Consider the following 14,982-nt stretch of genomic DNA (forward strand, 5'->3'; position numbering starts at 1 on the left):
CCACTCACCGACCCACCAATCCGACTCCCTGCGGAGGTCCCCATGAGCCTGGACAGCAGGCAACAGTCCCTGATCGAACGGCGTCCGCCCTCCGTCGCCCATCACTTCCTGAGCCGGATCGCGGAGACTCCCGACAGTGAGGCGTACCGGTTCCCCGTAGCCGTCGGAGACCAGGGCGCGGAGGAATGGCACACGCTCACCTGGGGGCAGACCGCACAGCGGGTGAAGGAGGTCGCGGCGGGGCTGATGACACTCGGCATCCAGGCGGAGGACCGGGTCGCCATCGCCTCGTCCACCCGGATCGACTGGGTCGTCGCCGACCTGGGGAACATGTGCGCGGGCGCCGCGACCACCACGGTCTACCCCAGCACCAACGCCGAGGAGACGGCGTTCATCCTGGCCGACTCGGGCAGCCGCGCGCTGTTCGCCGAGGACGCCGAACAACTGGCCAAGGTGCTGGCCCGCAAGGACGAGCTGCCGGAACTGTTCGCGGTCATCGTGTTCGACGCACCCGCCGAACTGTCCGATGCCGAGGGCCTGACCGTACTGACGATGGCGGAGCTGCGGGAGCGTGGCACCGCGTACCTGGCCGACCACCCGAAGGCCATCGAGGAGGCCGTCGAGGCGCTGGACAGGCACCAGCTCGCCACTCTGATCTACACCTCGGGCACCACGGGCCGCCCCAAGGGCGTGCGCCTCGTGCACGACTGCTGGGCGTACGAGGGCATCGCCCAGGAGCTGAGCGGGATGCTGCGCGCCGAGGACGTGCAGTTCATGTGGCTGCCGATGTCCCATGTCTTCGGCAAGACGATGCTCTGCGGGCAGATCGTCACCGGCCACTCGATGGCCGTGGACGGCCGGGTGGACCGCCTCGTCGAGAACCTGCCCATCGTCCGCCCGACCCTGATGGCGGCGGTGCCCCGCATCTTCGAGAAGGTCTACAACGGGATCGCGAGCAAGGCCCGTGCCAAGGGTGGCGTCAGCTACAAGATCTTCCGGTGGGCCGCCGGGGTCGCCCGCGAGTACGCGCGCACCACCCAGGCGAACGAGATCGCCACCGGCCGCCCCACGGCACCGCTCGGGCTCCGGCTGCAGCACGCCCTGGCCGACAAACTGGTCTTCGCCAAGGTGCGTGCGGCGTTCGGCGGCCGGATGCGCGGCGCGGTCTCCGGCAGCGCCGCGCTCGCCCCGGAGATCGGCTACTTCTTCGTCGGCGCGGGCCTGCCGGTCCTTGAGGGCTACGGCCTGACCGAGACGGCCGCCGGTTCGACGGTCAACCGCGAAGGTGCCGTACGAGTCGGCACCGTCGGCACCCCGCTGCCCGGAACGGAGGCGCGGATCGCCGAGGATGGCGAGATCCTGCTGCGCGGCCCCGGGGTCATGAGCGGCTACCACAACCTGCCCGAGCAGACCGCCGAAGTCCTCACCAGCGACGGCTGGTTCCACACCGGTGACATCGGTGAGCTGGACTCCGACGGATTCCTGCGGATCACCGACCGCAAGAAGGACATGTTCAAGACCTCGGGCGGCAAGTACGTCGCGCCCAGCGAGATCGAGGGCAAGTTCAAGGCGATCTGCCCGTTCGTCAGCAACATCCTGGTGATCGGCGCCCAACGCAACTACTGCACGGCGCTCATCGGCCTGGACACCACCGTGCTGATGCCCTGGGCCGCCGAGAACGGCATGGCGGACAAGTCCTACGCCGAGGTGGTCGCCGCCCCCGCGACCGTCGACCTCATCGACGGCTTCGTACGGAAGCTGAACGAGGAACTGCAACGCTGGCAGACGATCAAGAAGTTCACGCTGCTCCCGCGTGACCTCGACCTGGAGCACGGCGAGATCACCCCGAGCCTGAAGATCAAGCGCCCGGTCGTCGAGCGCGGCTACGCCGGCGCCATCGCCGAGATGTACGCGGGCGCCAACGAGGCCTGATTCCGGCGCTCCTGAACACCCGTCACACCCGTGACACCCATTGCCCCGGCCGCCACCAGGCCGGGGCAATGGCGTGAGTACGGAGTTCGCCGTACGGACGCGCACGCGTGCGGACGCCCACGAATACGGATGGCCACGACTACAGGCGTACGGTCAGCTCCACGGTCACCTCGTCCCCCGTCGAGAGGCGCTGCGGCTTGCGTACGGCGTTCTTGAGCGGCAGCAGATAGCCGCCGTCCTTCGGGAAGAGCGAGGTGGCGAAGGAGACCTCGCCGATCCGTGCCTCGACGGGAACGACGCCCCAGCCGTAGGTCGCCATCGACGCCACCTCCTGGATGTCGGCGGACTGCTCTTCGGGCACGGGAACGAAGTAGTACGGGGACGGCCCGCGCCATTCGATCACCTGTCCGGCGAAGACGATGTCCATTGAGTCAGTCCGTTCCTTGGAGCGGGTTGGTGCGCTGCTCCGGGTTGGGCGGCCGCACGATTCCGTGGGCGCGTGCGCTCGTCAGCCAGTGCGGGAACTCGTGCAGCAACCGGTCGTAGAGTTCGCCGTCGCCGAGGGCACGCGGGTCCTTCCCGGCGGGAAAGAAGCCGCTGTTGTCCACGGGACGCTTCGCCGGTACGGCCAGGTCGTCGAGCCTGTGCAGAAAGGCGAACTCGGTGTCGTCCGGGTCGCCGAAGCCGATGAACTGCCAGAACAGCGGCAGGTGAGCGGCCTTGCACAGGAAGCGTGCGGCGGCGGCCTTGCTGGTCGGCCCGCCGTCGGTCTGGAAGACGACGAGCGCCGGGGTGCCGCTGTCCCGGTCGAGGTAGTGGTCCAGGACGGCGTCCATGGCCCAGTGATAGTTGGTACGCCCCATGTGCCCCAAGGAGTCGTGGAGTTCGTTGATCCGGCCCGCGTAGGAATCGAGGTCGAGCTCGGTGCCACCGTCGACATCGGTGGAGAAGAACGTCACCGGCACCCGGGCGTCGTCGTCCAGATGCGCGGACAGCGACAGGACCTGTTCCGCCAGGTGCTGCACGGTGCCGTCCCGGTAGTAGGGACGCATCGACCCGGAGCGGTCGAGGACGAGGTAGACCGCGGCGCGCTCGTTCACCAACTCGTACTTGCGCAGGCTGACCGCCGCGCTCTTGTACAGGCTGACCAGGCCGGGCGCGCGTCGGCCAATCCCGGCCGCCGACAAGGCCGACGTGACGGACCCGGACCCGGACGCGGACCCGGACGCGGACACGGAGGGGGACGTGGACGCTATCGATGTCACGGCACTTCCTCAATGAACTCCATGTGCCGATCGTGACAGACGGATCTGACATCGAGGTCGCGGGCCAGTGCCGCGGCGACCCGTCCCCGCACCGGTGAACGCGCGTAAACGGGGGCGCCCCTGTGAGGCCCGAGGCCGTTCACTTAAACTCTTGTGCCGTTTCGATCATGAGTGAGAAGGAGTGCGGCCGTGAAGGCGCAAAGCAGTGCGAGGTTCACCGACGACAACGCCCCGATCTACGCCGAGTTGATCAGGGATCTCGGCGACGTGCCCGAGGACGTACGGCGTACCGCCGAGCAGGTTCTCCGGAAGGCGGACAGGGCGGTTGACTTCTCGCGGGCGGTGGCGGCCTGACCGCGAGCCCCTCCGGGGTGGTTGGGGTGGGGAGGGGTTCCGGTCGCTCGTCGTCAGGTCCGACGGCACCCGTGTCGTCACCGGTGGGATAACGGGCTGCCCGGCGGGCGCGCACCGGCTAGCATCCACCGGGACATCGCGTGTCGGTCACCGGCTGGGTGAGGCATGGAGGTGTCGGGAGATGCCCATGGAGGCATTCCTTGTCGGTCGAGTTGAACCACACGATCATTCACGCCCGGGACAACCGGGAATCCGCCGAGTTCTTCACGGACTTGCTGGGCCTTGAGATCACCACCGAGTGGGGCCCGTTCATCGCTGTCGAACTGAGCAACGGCGTCACACTGGACTTCGCCACGATCCCCGCGGACAAGATCACACCGCAGCACTACGCCTTCCTGATCTCCGAGGAGGAGTTCGACGCGGCGTACGCACGCATCACCGCACGCGGCATCGAGCACTACGCCGATCCGCACCGGCGCCGGCCCGGCGTGATCAACCACAACGACGGTGGCCGCGGCGTGTACTTCATGGACCCCGCGGGCCACGCCATGGAACTCATCACCGTGCCCTACGGCGGCTGGAAGGCGTAGAGCGCACGCGGGTCACACGTCTCTCGGGGGCCGCGCTCGTACGGGCGCGGCCCCCGGTACGTCGACCGCTTCGGAAGGCAGCGGTTCGGGCGGGAGCCGGGACGCGCGGGGATTCCGGTTCAGGTACGGCCGGGGGTCTGGTCGGCGTCCCGTGGGGTTCGCTGCATGGGGATCAGGGCCTCCGCGTAACGGGACCTGCCCTGCAGGGTGTGGCCGCGTAGCAGCGTCAGCGTGTCGCTGTCGATCCGCGCGGGCGCCCTACCACCCGGCTGCTCCTCGGTCACGGACAACTGCCTTGTTTCCAAGGGACTTTGAGAATCCTTCACACTGGCCACATGCAGATCTTGTAGGTGTCGGCGCGCATGGTCAATACCGGTCCGGGTAGCGGCGAGGACCCGCACGGGACGAGGTCCTTCATTCCCGGCGGACCCGTACGGAACCCGCCTTCCGGGACGAGGAGGCACCCAACGGCACGCGGTGCCCGTGGCATTCCGCTCGTGGTGGGTGCGGGGGCCGCGCCGTCGGCCGGTCGCCGTGCGCGCCTGCGCTGCGGCCTCACATCCGCGCCACATTCGCTTTTGCGGCGGAAAGCGTGACCCTGGAGTGAGGGCACCATCGGGAGCCCTTGTCGCTTCGGCGCGCAGTAGCGGTTCGCGGCGCGCATACCGCCCGTAGCGAGGGGCATGCGCGGAGCACCGGCACGGGGCTCCTCTCCGTGCGCTGTGCACGGTGGGTACGCGGGCGTGCGCGTATGCGAGCGGCCCGCGGAGACGGTACGAGTACGGAGCAGGGTCCGCGGGGGCCAGTACGGGGAAGGAAGGACGCCGCAGGATGGACAAGGACAGGGACAAGGGCGGAGCGACCACGGACAAGCCGGTTCCGCACGATCCGCAGGACCAGCAGGCCGACGCCGACACCGATATTCCGGACCCCTGGGAGGGCGACACCGCTGCCGCGGCCCGGGGCGAGCGGGGCGACGACGTACGGGACGCGGGCGAGGCGGGCACCGGACGCCCCGACGACGTCCCGGACACGGACGAGGCGGGCACCGGACGCCGCGGTGAGAGCCGGCAGACGTCCGCCGCCCACCCAGCACCGCAGGAGTCCTCGGGCTGAGCGTCCGCCTCCCGGCCGGGAGCCGTCCCGTGGAGCGCGCGGGGCAGCGGGCGGTCGGCACGGCCGGGCCCGGCCTCTGATCCGGTACAGCCCCGCTTCTTGGTCAGCATGCTCGTGAGAAGACCCATGGGCCCCGCACCTCCGGATGCCGGGTCGCGGGAAGGCTCAGACAAAGCTGTACGGCGGCAGGGGACCGGTGAGCGTGAACGCGTACGCGTCCCCGTGCCGGTCCGCCTCCGTCTGTACCGCCTCGACGAACTCCTCGCCGGCGTTCCTAGGCACGAGGAAGGCCACATTGAGGAAGTCGCCGGCGGTGGCCTCGGAGGGGAAGACGCGGGTCGCGGCGGGGGCGAGGGCGGTCAGCACCTCGATGGCCTCCGCGCTGTGGCGGGCCTCCACCTCCCGCGAGACCAGTTCGCCCAGGGCGACGCGGTCCTCGTGGGTGCCCGAGCCGTCGCGCGTGTGGTCGTTGAGCTGCCGGATCCGGTCGGACCGCGTCATGATCTCCCGCAGCAGATCGTCCTCGTCGCGGGCGGTCTTCAGGTTGTACTCGACCTGGCCGTCGAGGTCGGTGAGGCGCTCGCGGTAGTGCTGTTCCTCCCGGCCGAGTGCTTCGATGACCTGGTTGTCGTCGGAGGCGAGCAGGCCGAACCGCATCGGCAGTGTCGCCCCGTCGGCCATCAGTGCTTCGATCACCGTCTGATGGGCGAGCACGTCCCGGCGTTTGGCGCGCAGCCCGGTGGGCGCGTCGCTGACCACCGCGGTCAACTGCTCGGTCCGTACGGTGCGCAGCGGCAGGGGTGGATCACCGATTCCGGCCAGTCCCGCGAGCCGACGTAGTGGGTGGTCGGCGCGGGTCACGGCGTACACATAGGTCGACATCGTCACTCACTCCTCGCTGCGTTGCGTTGCGCTGGGCGGACTGGCGGCCGGCGGTCGCTTTCCGGGCCGGGCGCTCGCGCGGCGCCTCCCTGGTGGTTTCCCGTTCTTTTGTGCTCCTCGCGTTCTTCGTTCTTGCTCTGCAGCGAATCGGTGAATTCCTCGACCGCTCCGCGCAGCGCTCCAATTTGCTTTCCCTTCGCACGGCTCGCGGTCATGTCGCCGACGAGACCGGTGAGTTCGCGGAACGGCTCGAATTGCCGGTCGTATTGATTTGCTGAACGAGCGTCACGCTGAAACTCCTTCCGCTGACGGGCACGCCGGGGCCACGGCCCTTCGCGGGGTGCCACCGGCGGGCTCCGGGACTCAGCGGCGGTCGATCCGCCCGTTCGCGTAGCGTCGTACGCGCTCGTAGGCGAGCATTCGGCCCTGCGGATCGAGGGCGACGCGATAGGACGCCAGCACGCTCATCGGGTCCGGAACGCGTTCGAGTTCGACGATTTCCACCTCGGCCGACCAACCGTCGTCGGTCGCTTTGACCACGGACACGGAACCGGGCTCGCATCGGAGCAGTTCCGCGAGCTGATCGGCCGCGTACCGCATGGCGGTGGAAAGACCGATACGGTCTTCGCCGACATTGTCGCGTTCGTCTTCAGTGGTACTCATGATCCTGCCTGTCGCCCTTACCGGTCTCTTCGAGAATGTCGCTCCCGCACGTTGGGTGCTTCCTTTTCGCGTGCCCGTGCGATCCGCACATATGCGTTACTCCCGCTCATCAATTCCCCGGGGTGCTCGGGAGGAGGTCGTGGGGGATGACGGTCGGCCGGGTGATGTGGTGGAGGCTTCCCCGCCTTCCCGCCCCGCCGTCCTCGCTACGACTTCTGGCCCTGCTCGAAGTACGCCACCAACTCCGGGTCCAGCGGCGGTACTTCGCGCGGGCTGCCCCCGGCGCGCAGGGACTCCGTCGCGCGGACGCCCGCCGCCACCGCCATCCGGGCCGCGACGGGGGAGGTGTCGGTGAGTCCACCGTGGCGGGCGAAGCGGACGAACTCCTCGATCAGCAGGGGGTCCGCGCCGCCGTGGCCGCCCTCGTCCTCGGTGGCGGCCACGGCGTACTCGGCATCCGCGTCGAAACGGTGGCCGCTGCGCCGGGAGTTCCACACCTTGACCACCGCGCCGGGGCCGTCGCCGAAGTTCTCCAGGCGGCCGCGGTCGCCGATGACCGTGTAGTTGCGCCAGTAGTCGGGTGTGAAGTGGCACTGCTGGTAGGCGGCCAGTACACCGTTGTCCAGACGCATGTTGACCAGTGAGACGTCCTCGACGTCGATGACCGGGTTGAGTCCGCGCTGGGTGTGCGGGGGCCAGTGGCCGTCCCTGGTGTACCAGTCCTCGTGCTTGGGCTCGCCCTCCCGTCGGCGGTGCGGGATGTCGCCGTACACCATGAGGTCGCCCAGCGCCTGCACCCGGAAGGTCCAGCCGCCGGTGAGCCAGTGCAGGACGTCGATGTCGTGGGCGGCCTTCTGCAGCAGGAGTCCCGTGGTGCGGGCGCGTTCGGCGTGCCAGTCCTTGAAGTACCAGTCGCCGCCGTAGCCGACGAAGTGCCGTACCCAGACGGTCTTCACGGTGCCGATCTCGCCGCGCGTGATGATGTCCCGCATCAGCCGGATCACCGGCATATGGCGCATGTTGTGGCCGACGTACAGGCGCGTTCCTGTCTCCCGTGCGGTGTGCAGGAGTGCGTCGCAGGCCTCGACGGTGACCTCAAGCGGCTTCTCCACGAGCACCGGCTTGCCCGCGCGCAGGGCCTGGCAGCCGAGTTCGGCGTGGGTGTCGTCCGGGGTGAGCAGGAGCACCGCCTCGACCGCCGGGTCCACGAGAACCTCGCGGTGGTCCGCAACGGTGCGCACCCCGTCGATGTCCCGTGTGGCGCGGGCCCGCATCTCGGGGTCGGGGTCGGCGAGCACGGCGACACGGGAGCCGGAGCCGGGCCGGTGCGCGGTGCGGGCGAGGGAGCCGCGCAGGCCGTAGCCCAGTACACCGAGGGCGAGGTCGGGGGTGGAAGGCACGGTGATGTCGGTCCTTGTCCGGTCGGTGTGCGAGGTCAGCGGCGTTCTGCCGGACCCGGTGGGTCTGCTCGCGAAGGCGGTGCGTCATGCCTCACCGGGCGATCCAGTCCGGGTGGCCGGGCATCGGCGGATTGACCGGGCCGAAGAGCCAGTCGCGCAGGAAGCGGTCGATCGAGGTGTCACCGGTGGCGCGGACGGTGTGCCGGATGAAGTCCTCGCTGGTGACGTTGGAGTCCTTGTGGCGGCGCGGCCACTCGCCCATCAGCCGGTCGAAGCGTGCGGTGCCGACGCGGCGGCGCAGCGCGTACAGGACCAGCGCGCCGCCGTCGTAGATATTGGTGCCGCCGAGCGCCTTCGGCAGGCCGGGCGGGCCGTCCTTGGCGCGGACGGCGTCGAGTTCGCCGTAGACCTCGCGCATCTTCTCTGCGAGTACCGACCAGCCGCGTTCCTCGCTGTAGAGCCCGGCGTAGTAGACGGCGGGGCCCTCGTTGAGCCAGGCCTGCTGCCAGTCCAGCGGGGTGACCGAGTCGCCGAACCACTGGTGGGTCAGCTCGTGCACCATGGTCGACTCCCAGGACGGGTTGCCGTTCGGGTCCGGCTCGAACCAGTTGGTGCCCATCAGGGTCAGGGTCTGGTTCTCCAGCGCGTCGCCGTAACCGTCGTAGAGGTGCAGTCCGTAGACGGAGAACGGGTAGCGCCCGAACCGCGCCTCGGTCCACGCGAGATGGTCCGCGGTCCGGGCCACGATGGGCGCGTACGTGTCCTCCGCGCCCTGGGGGACCAGGTGCCGCAGCGGCGCCCGTGTGGCTGCTGCCGTACAGATACGTGCCCTTGACCACCGCGATGCCGCACAGCTCCGGCGCCATCGGCTCGCGGAGCGCGAAGTGCCAGACCGCCGAGCCGTCGGGGCGCCGGTCGCGTCGTACCAACTCGCCGTTGGCGGCGGCGACATAGCCCTTCGGTGCGGACAGGCGGAAGGTCCAGGTCGCCTTGTCGGACGGGGTGTCGTTGCAGGGGAAGAAGGTGTCGGCGCGGGAGGACTGGGCGGCGCAGGCGAAGCCGCCGTCCGAGCCGAACTTCCAGCCCGAAACGCTGGACCGCGGGTCCTTGCCGTTGCCGTGGAAGCGGACCTCGACACGGAAGGCGTGGCCCTCGTGCAGCGGCCGGTGCGGGGTCACGGTCAGTTCCTGCCCGGACGCCCCCGCCGACAGCGCCCACCGGGCCTCGCGTCCGTCCACCCGCACCCCGTCGATGGTGTGGCCGTCGGTGTCCAGATTGAACGCGGACAGATCGTGTACGGCGAGGGCGGAGAGCGTCACCGTGCCGGTGTAGTCGTAGGTGACCGGGGTGAAGTCGAAGGCGAGGTCGTAGTGGCTCACGCGGTAACCGCCGTTGCCGAGCGTCGGGTACAGCGGGTCGCCGACGCCGGGTGCGCCGGGGCGGGGATCGAAGCCGGGGGCGGGGGCGGCGAGTGCCCGCCCCGGGACGGCCAGCGCCAGCGCCGAGGCCGCGCCGAGGGCCAGCGCGCCCCGTCTGCCGGGCCGTGGGTGCGGGCGATGTGTGGCGCCGGAACCGGAACCGGTACGGAAATCGGGACCGGCGAGCGAACCGGTGCCCCACTCGGGACCGGCACCGGAATGGGAACGGGAACTGGACATCGTCACTTCTTCCTCCCTTGTCGCGTGCTCTGCTGAGCCGCTTCCTCGAATTCCCTGCGCGCCTTCTCACCGCCCGCGCCGAGGTAGTCGCGGCGCAGGTCGTCGAACCAGGACAGGGGTTTGCGGCCGGAGACCAGGTCCTTGATCCCGTCGCTCTCCAGCGTGAGGAGGCTCCCGGTTCCCTTGGAGTCCCAGGTCGGTGAGGAGTAGCGCAGGGTGGGGTCGGCGTCGATCATCGGCACCAGCCGGCGGTAGGCGTCGTGGACGTGCCGTACGCCCCGCGCCGAGTTGCTGCTGAACAGTGCGGGCACCGCGGAGCCGAAGAACTTCCAGGGCACCGCGGTGTCGGCGCCGCCCTTCTTGGTGAGGACGGGGTTGCCGCGCGCGTCCCGGTGGAAGTCGACACCCTCCACGCCGTAGTTGATGAGCGTGTACTCGACGGTGCCGAACGGCGAGGCCATGAAGTCGGCGAAGGCCAGGAGTTCGCGCACCCGCTCCTCGGAGGCCCTGGTGATGTGGACGTTCTGGAGGGCCACGTTGTCGAGCCAGGCGACGGCACGCTGTCCGACGGGGCGCATGGGCCGCGGGTCGAACCGCTTGTCGATGGCGGCCATCGCCTCGATGTAGCCGGTGCCCGGTGTCAGATAGGCCGGGATCCCGTCGTAGACGTAGGCGGCCTTGCCGTTCTTGAACATGTCCGTGTACTTGGCCTTCTGCGCACCGGACATCCCGATGGTGCCGGGGTAGTAGCAGCCCGCCTTGTACAGGCCGCGGGCGACCGCGATCGCCTCGCGGAACTCCTCGGTCTCCAGCCGGTGTACGAACCCGCCGCCCCCGGTCAGCCGCCAGTCCTTCGGGGCCCCGGCGCTCGCGGCGATCAGCGTGGTCGCCCCGGCCATGATCGCGTACTGGTCCTCGCGCGGCCGGGTCAGCTCCTTGCACAGCTCGACGAAGCGGTCCAGGTCGGCGATCTCGTCCAGATCGCCGACCCCGGCCGCGGCGAACAGGTCGTGCCGGTAGAAGCCCGCGCCGCCGGTGCCCATCCGCGAGATCGGGATGCCGTACAGGCCCTCGCCGAAGATCGCGCCCTGCCAGGCGGCGCGTGGGATCGCGGCCAGATTGGGGTACGCGGCGACGCGGTCCCCGGCGAGATGGGGAGCCAGGTCGGCGCAAGTGGCCGCGAAGAAGCCCGCCTTGTTGTCGACGCCGCCGGTCTCCGGGTACTGGAAGATGTCCGGCAGGTTCCCGCCCGCGACGGTGGTCGAGAACTTCGTCGCGTGATCGTCACTGGGTACGGCGATGACGTCCACCTCGGTACCGAGCAGCCGCTCGATGGCCTGCCAGGCCGCGTTGTCGCCGCGGCCGGGCGGTGGCGGCAGGAAGGTCTCGGCGGTCGCCTTGATCCTGTCGGCACCGGCCAGCGGGGTGCCCCGGGTGGCCCGTCGGGGCACGGCGGGATAGCGGAAGTAGCCGTCCGGCACACCGGCGGCGCTGCCGGGCAGGTCGGGGGTCAGCCCGCCGATCCTGCGCACGGTGGTCCTGGGCAGCAGGGCCGGGTCCTTGGCCCGGGGCACGGCGCGGACACCTCCGTCGCCGCAGGCCGAGAGCAGCGGAGCGGCGGCGGTCGCGGCGAGCGCGCCCGTGGTCAGGCGCAGGAGCGCTCTGCGGTCGAACTGGGTGGAGGACATACGGGGCTCCCGGGACGGGACGGGCAGGACGGGCAGGACTGGCAGCGCGGCCGGGCGGTGGACGCTGCCGGGCGAAGCGGCGGTCAGCCCTTGACGGCTCCGGTGAGCACTCCCTTGGTGAAGTAGCGCTGCAGGAAGGGGTACACGCACAGGATCGGGACGACCGCGATGACCAGAACGGCCATCTGCACCGCCTGCTGGGGCGCCACCGCCTCGCCGGTCGTCGCGCCGCTGAGGCTCTGGCCCTGGAGGACGTAGGTGCGCAGCACCATCGGCAGCGGCCACTTGGTCGAAGTGTCCAGATAGAGAAGGGCGTTGAAGAAGGCGTTCCAGTACGTCACCGCGTAGAAGAGGCTGATCACGGCGAGGACGGACTTCGACAGCGGCAGCACGATCCGGGTGAGGATGCGCAGATCCCCGGCGCCGTCCACACGTGCGGCGTCGTAGAGCTCCTCGGGCAGGTTCATGAAGAAGGCGCGCAGCACCACCAGGTTGAACGCGCTGACCAGGGTGGGCAGAACGAGCGCGGCGTAGGTGTCGTACATCCCGAGCCCCTTCACGAGAAGGAAGTTGGGGATGATGCCCGCGTTGAAGAGCATCGTGAACAGCGCCGTCATCAGCAGGAAGCGTGAGCCGGTGACCTCACGGCGGGAGAGGCCGTAGGCCATCCCGATGGTCACCAGGAGGCTGGCCAGGGTGCCGACCACCGTGATGCCGAGGCTGACGAACAGGGCGCGGGTGACCACGCCGCCGTCCAGGACGGTGCGGTACGCGTCGAGGCTCGGATGCTCGGGCCACAGGACCAGGCCCTTGCTCTTGATGATGTCGGTCTGCGAGGCGAAGCTCGTACCGATCACCCCGAGCAGCGGATAGACGACGGCGGCCACCACCAGCACGAGCACCACGCCCTTGGCCAACTGCCCAGCCCTGGAAGGCTTTTCCATCCAGGGCGGGCGGCCCTCCGGCTGTGTGCGGTGGCGCGCCCGTCCGCGTGTGGCGCCGTTCGTCGTCGTGCCGTCGGTCGTGGGATCAGCGGTCAGCACCGCGATACACCCCCTCGTGGCCCAGTCGGTGGGCGAACTTGTTGGCTCCCAGGACCAGGACCGTGCCGACGGCGGCCTTCACCAGGCCGACGGCCGCGGCGACTCCCCAGTCGTTGTCGCGGATGCCGTGGTAGTAGACGTAGGTGTCGAGGACTTCACCGGCGTCCGGGCCGACCGCGTCGCGCTGGAGCAGGATCTGCTCGAAGCCGACGGACAGGATCGTGCCGAGCTGAAGGATGAGCAGCAGCACGATCACCGGGGCGATGCCGGGCAGGGTGACGTGCCACAGCCGGCGCCGGCGGCCGGCGCCGTCCATCGCCGCCGACTCGTACAGGCCGCGGTCGATGCCGAGCAACGCGGCCAGGATGATGATCGTGCCCCAACCGGCGTCCTTCCAGACGAGTTGGAGGGTCAGCAGCCAGGGGAAGGCGTCCGGGTCCGACATCATGTCGTAGCGCGGCAGGCCCGCCGAGCCGAGCAGATCCGGCAGCACACCGGCGCCGCCGAGGATCTGCTGGAAGACCGAGACGATGATGACCCAGCCGATGAAGTGCGGCAGGTACACGACGCTCTGGACGAAGCGCCGCAGCCGGTCGCTGACGATGCTGTGCAGCAGCAGTGCGAGGGCGATCGGCACCGGGAAGAAGAAGACGAGCTGGACGAGCGCGATCTCCAGGGTGTTCCCGGTCGCGGTCCAGAACGCGGGCTGGGTGAAGGCGGTCGTGAAGTTGTCGAAGCCCGACCAGGCGCTGTGCATGAAACCCAGGTAGGGCTCGTAGTCCTGGAAGGCGATGACGTAGCCGAGCAGCGGCACCCAGTGGAAGACCACGAAGTACAGGAAACCGGGCAGCGTAAGGAGCAGCATGACCCGGTCGCGCTTGAGGCGGGCCGCCAGGGACCGGTGACGGGGCGTCGTACTCGGCGGTCGGGGTGGGCGCGCCGCCGGTTCGCCACGGGGGCGCGGCGAAACGTCTGTCGCGGTATCGGCCATGAGTGTTCCTGTTCGACGTGACGTGACGCCGGGTGCCCTCCCGGGAGGGGGACGGGGACGGCCAGCGGCGGTGAACCGGACTCGTTCTGAGGCGGCAACGTAGTAAGCGTTTACATAAACCGTCAATGAGTTGGCGGGAAACTTCTTCTTCGGGGTGGGGTGTGTGCCGTGGAGGAGAGGTGGTTTCCTCGGCTGTTCTCGCCTTCGTGTGCTGCTACTTGTGGCCCACGCTGTGCGCGGCGACGGCTTGACGGGCGACGTCGGCTCTCTCTACGGTGACCGCAACATTCGCTGTACACGCTTACATTCGGAGGTCAGGGTGTCCGTCACGGACGAGCCCCCGGCGCGCACGCCGCGACGGCCACGCACCCTCGTCGCCATGTCCCCCGAGGCGCTCGACGTTGTCCTCACGCCCGCGCTGCGCGAGCGGCTCGGGCGGACGGCGCGCCTTCAACTCCCTTACGCGGCAGACGGGTTCGGCTCTCCGGAGGTCCGGGCCGCACTTGCCTCGGCCGAGGTGCTGTTCACCGGCTGGGGTTGCCCGGCCGTCGACGAGAGTGTCCTCGCGGGCGCGCCCGCGCTGCGGGCGGTCATCCACTCGGCGGGCACCGTGAAGACCTTCCTCGGTCCCGAAGTCCTCGAGCGCGGCATCGCGATCTCCTCCGCGGCCGACGCGAACGCGGTGCCGGTCGCCGAGTACACCCTCGCCGCCGTCATCATGGGCGCCAAACGCGTCGTCCCACTGTCCCGGCTGTTCCGGGACCGCCGCACCCACCGCACCGCCGCCGACCTCACCCGCCAGCACTGGCTCGGCACCAACGGGCTGACCGTCGGCGTGGTCGGCGCCTCGCGCATCGGCCGCCGGGTGATCGACCTGCTGCACCGCACCCTCGACGTGGAGATCCTGCTCCACGACCCGTACGTCGGTGCCGAGGAGGCGGCCACGCTCGGCACACGCCCCTGCGACCTGGACACCCTGGTCGCCGACAGCGACGTGGTGACCCTCCACGCGCCCGCGACACCCGCGACCCGGCACCTCCTCGACGCCCGCCGTATCCGCCTGATGCGGCCGGGCACCCTGGTCGTGAACACCGCCCGCGGCGCGCTGATCGACCTCGCGGCGCTCACCCCCGAGCTGGCGAGCGGGCGCCTGGACGCCGTACTCGATGTCACCGACCCCGAACCGCTGCCGCCCGAGCACCCGTTGTGGGAGCTGCCGAACGTGATGCTCAGCCCGCATCTGGCCGGTGCCCAGGGCAACGAGGCGGCCCGGCTCGGCTCCCTCGCGCTGGCCGAACTCGACCGTTACGCGCGCGGTGAACCGCTGCGGCATCCGGTGCGGCCCTCCGAGTGGGAGCACACCGCGTGAGCGGCGGCGGGCAGGCCGTAAGCTCGGCGCA

16 protein-coding genes and 1 pseudogene are annotated in these 14,982 nt (G+C 69.9%); 6 read left to right on the top strand and 11 right to left on the bottom strand.

The window, feature by feature from the left end; all coding sequences use genetic code 11:
- The first annotated feature begins 42 nt into the window (after window positions 1–42).
- Complete coding sequence (locus HUT18_RS32185) at window positions 43–1,932, top strand: long-chain fatty acid--CoA ligase (protein ID WP_176104025.1); 1,890 nt, start codon at window positions 43–45, stop codon at window positions 1,930–1,932.
- A gap of 139 nt (window positions 1,933–2,071) precedes the next feature.
- On the opposite strand, the gene HUT18_RS32190 is transcribed toward HUT18_RS32185, so the two are convergent.
- Together HUT18_RS32190 and HUT18_RS32195 are read right to left on the bottom strand one after the other, a co-directional pair.
- The gene (locus HUT18_RS32190; protein WP_176104026.1) at window positions 2,072–2,359 is read right to left on the bottom strand and encodes a DUF1905 domain-containing protein; all 288 of its coding nucleotides are present in this window, start codon (window positions 2,357–2,359) and stop codon (window positions 2,072–2,074) included.
- 4 nt (window positions 2,360–2,363) lie between these two features.
- Window positions 2,364–3,119: a VWA domain-containing protein gene (locus tag HUT18_RS32195; RefSeq protein WP_254879128.1), complete on the bottom strand. Its 756-nt coding sequence runs from the start codon at window positions 3,117–3,119 to the stop codon at window positions 2,364–2,366.
- A gap of 267 nt (window positions 3,120–3,386) precedes the next feature.
- On the opposite strand from HUT18_RS32195, the gene HUT18_RS32200 reads away from it, so the two are divergent.
- Both HUT18_RS32200 and HUT18_RS32205 read left to right on the top strand, forming a co-directional pair.
- On the top strand, window positions 3,387–3,551 hold the full coding sequence (locus tag HUT18_RS32200; RefSeq protein ID WP_176104027.1) for a hypothetical protein: 165 nt from the start codon (window positions 3,387–3,389) through the stop codon (window positions 3,549–3,551).
- A gap of 200 nt (window positions 3,552–3,751) precedes the next feature.
- Entirely contained in the window at window positions 3,752–4,141 is a 390-nt protein-coding gene (locus HUT18_RS32205) for a VOC family protein (protein ID WP_176104028.1), read from the top strand.
- A gap of 119 nt (window positions 4,142–4,260) precedes the next feature.
- Here the strand turns inward: HUT18_RS32205 and HUT18_RS32210 are convergent, their stop codons facing one another.
- The gene (locus HUT18_RS32210) at window positions 4,261–4,425 is read right to left on the bottom strand and encodes a hypothetical protein (protein ID WP_176104029.1); all 165 of its coding nucleotides are present in this window, start codon (window positions 4,423–4,425) and stop codon (window positions 4,261–4,263) included.
- Window positions 4,426–4,972: 547 nt separating this feature from the next.
- Here HUT18_RS32210 and HUT18_RS32215 point away from each other — a divergent pair.
- Entirely contained in the window at window positions 4,973–5,257 is a 285-nt protein-coding gene (locus tag HUT18_RS32215; protein ID WP_176104030.1) for a hypothetical protein, read from the top strand.
- Between the two features lie 165 nt (window positions 5,258–5,422).
- On the opposite strand, the gene HUT18_RS32220 is transcribed toward HUT18_RS32215, so the two are convergent.
- Window positions 5,423–6,139 carry a GvpL/GvpF family gas vesicle protein gene (locus HUT18_RS32220; protein ID WP_176104031.1) on the bottom strand — a complete coding sequence of 239 codons (717 nt, stop codon included), beginning with the start codon at window positions 6,137–6,139 and terminating at the stop codon, window positions 5,423–5,425.
- A gap of 26 nt (window positions 6,140–6,165) precedes the next feature.
- On the opposite strand from HUT18_RS32220, the gene HUT18_RS32225 reads away from it, so the two are divergent.
- Window positions 6,166–6,417, top strand: a complete 252-nt coding sequence (locus HUT18_RS32225) for a hypothetical protein (RefSeq protein ID WP_176104032.1) — start codon at window positions 6,166–6,168, stop codon at window positions 6,415–6,417.
- An 85-nt stretch (window positions 6,418–6,502) separates the two neighbouring features.
- Here HUT18_RS32225 and HUT18_RS32230 read toward each other — a convergent pair whose 3' ends face one another.
- The 7 genes and pseudogenes from HUT18_RS32230 to HUT18_RS32255 all read right to left on the bottom strand — a co-directional run bounded on the left by HUT18_RS32230 (window position 6,503) and on the right by HUT18_RS32255 (window position 13,582).
- A complete protein-coding gene (locus HUT18_RS32230; protein ID WP_176104033.1) occupies window positions 6,503–6,802 on the bottom strand; it encodes a gas vesicle protein in 300 nt (99 codons plus the stop codon).
- Window positions 6,803–7,008: 206 nt separating this feature from the next.
- Complete coding sequence (locus HUT18_RS32235) at window positions 7,009–8,202, bottom strand: Gfo/Idh/MocA family protein (protein ID WP_176104034.1); 1,194 nt, start codon at window positions 8,200–8,202, stop codon at window positions 7,009–7,011.
- A gap of 91 nt (window positions 8,203–8,293) precedes the next feature.
- Window positions 8,294–8,947, bottom strand: coding sequence for a M1 family aminopeptidase (locus HUT18_RS34085; protein ID WP_254878899.1), 654 nt, complete (start codon window positions 8,945–8,947; stop codon window positions 8,294–8,296).
- A 178-nt stretch (window positions 8,948–9,125) separates the two neighbouring features.
- Window positions 9,126–9,860, bottom strand: a pseudogene (locus HUT18_RS34090) (hypothetical protein); the annotation flags it as partial.
- 2 nt (window positions 9,861–9,862) lie between these two features.
- Window positions 9,863–11,548 carry an extracellular solute-binding protein gene (locus HUT18_RS32245; RefSeq protein WP_176104035.1) on the bottom strand — a complete coding sequence of 562 codons (1,686 nt, stop codon included), beginning with the start codon at window positions 11,546–11,548 and terminating at the stop codon, window positions 9,863–9,865.
- A gap of 83 nt (window positions 11,549–11,631) precedes the next feature.
- Window positions 11,632–12,492, bottom strand: coding sequence for a carbohydrate ABC transporter permease (locus tag HUT18_RS32250; protein WP_176104935.1), 861 nt, complete (start codon window positions 12,490–12,492; stop codon window positions 11,632–11,634).
- 85 nt (window positions 12,493–12,577) lie between these two features.
- On the bottom strand, window positions 12,578–13,582 hold the full coding sequence (locus HUT18_RS32255) for a sugar ABC transporter permease (protein ID WP_254878900.1): 1,005 nt from the start codon (window positions 13,580–13,582) through the stop codon (window positions 12,578–12,580).
- A gap of 379 nt (window positions 13,583–13,961) precedes the next feature.
- On the opposite strand from HUT18_RS32255, the gene HUT18_RS32260 reads away from it, so the two are divergent.
- Window positions 13,962–14,951, top strand: coding sequence for a hydroxyacid dehydrogenase (locus HUT18_RS32260; protein ID WP_176104037.1), 990 nt, complete (start codon window positions 13,962–13,964; stop codon window positions 14,949–14,951).
- The last annotated feature ends 31 nt before the right edge of the window (window positions 14,952–14,982 follow it).

It is taken from the genome of Streptomyces sp. NA04227 (assembly GCF_013364195.1).
Lineage (GTDB): Bacteria > Actinomycetota > Actinomycetes > Streptomycetales > Streptomycetaceae > Streptomyces.